Origin of the sequence: Erwinia sp. PsM31 (assembly GCF_030433775.1) — a bacterium.
GTDB lineage: Bacteria > Pseudomonadota > Gammaproteobacteria > Enterobacterales > Enterobacteriaceae > Erwinia > Erwinia aeris.
The window spans coordinates 1-908 of sequence record NZ_JARUWZ010000063.1 but is presented as its reverse complement, the minus strand read 5'-3'; the positions used below and the strand labels follow the sequence as shown (position 1 = coordinate 908).

Annotated in this window: 1 tRNA gene and 1 rRNA gene; both read right to left on the bottom strand. The window is 49.9% G+C overall.

Features of this window, described 5'->3' with window-relative positions:
- A 23S ribosomal RNA gene (locus QCD69_RS22450) occupies positions 1 to 405 on the bottom strand; the annotation flags it as partial.
- A 219-nt stretch (positions 406 to 624) separates the two neighbouring features.
- Positions 625 to 699 (bottom strand) — tRNA-Glu (locus QCD69_RS22445).
- Positions 700 to 908 lie beyond the last annotated feature (209 nt).

The following is a 908-nucleotide window of genomic DNA, read 5'->3' as shown; positions in this document are numbered from 1 at the left end:
CCATCTTCAGACAGGATATCACGTGTCCCGCCCTACTCTTCGAACCCACAATAAGCATGCCTTTGTGTACGGGAGTATCACCCTGTACCCTGCGACTTTCCAGACGCTTCCACTGACACACAAACTGATGATGGTTCCGGGCTGTTCCCCGTTCGCTCGCCGCTACTGGGGGAATCTCGGTTGATTTCTTTTCCTCTGGGTACTTAGATGTTTCAGTTCCCCAGGTTCGCCTTGCAGCACTATGTATTCATGCTGCAATGATGCACATGTGCACCGGGTTTCCCCATTCGGGTATCGTCGGTTGTTGCGGTTCATATCACCTTACCGACGCTTATCGCAGATTAGCACGCCCTTCATCGCCTCTGACTGCCAGGGCATCCACCGTGTACGCTTAGTCACTTAACCTCACAACCCACAAGCGTCCCGAAAGACGGTTGTCAGCTGCAAGCATTTGAGAGACTCGAACATATCGTTGACTTCATTCTTATTACGGAGAATGAAAACGACATGTCGTTTCAATTTTCAGCTTGTTCCGGATTGTTAAAGAGCAAATATCTCAAACGTGACTGTGAAGTCAGTTTTGAGATACTTCGTGGAGACACCTTTCACCTGTCACCAAGCAAGTGGCGTCCCCTAGGGGATTCGAACCCCTGTTGCCGCCGTGAAAGGGCGGAGTCCTAACCGCTAGACGAAGGGGACGTGAAATTTGCTTTGCGAATCACCGATTCGCTTATTTCACGTAAAGGCAAGATTTTCTCAAGAAAATCGCGCGACAGATTCTTTTGTCGCTTTACCCCCAACGCGTTAACGCCTTGCTCGTTACTTTTCTATCAGACAATCTGTGTGAGCACTACGCACGAAGGTATCTTCAGGTAAGGAGGTGATCCAACCGCAGGTTCCCCTACGGT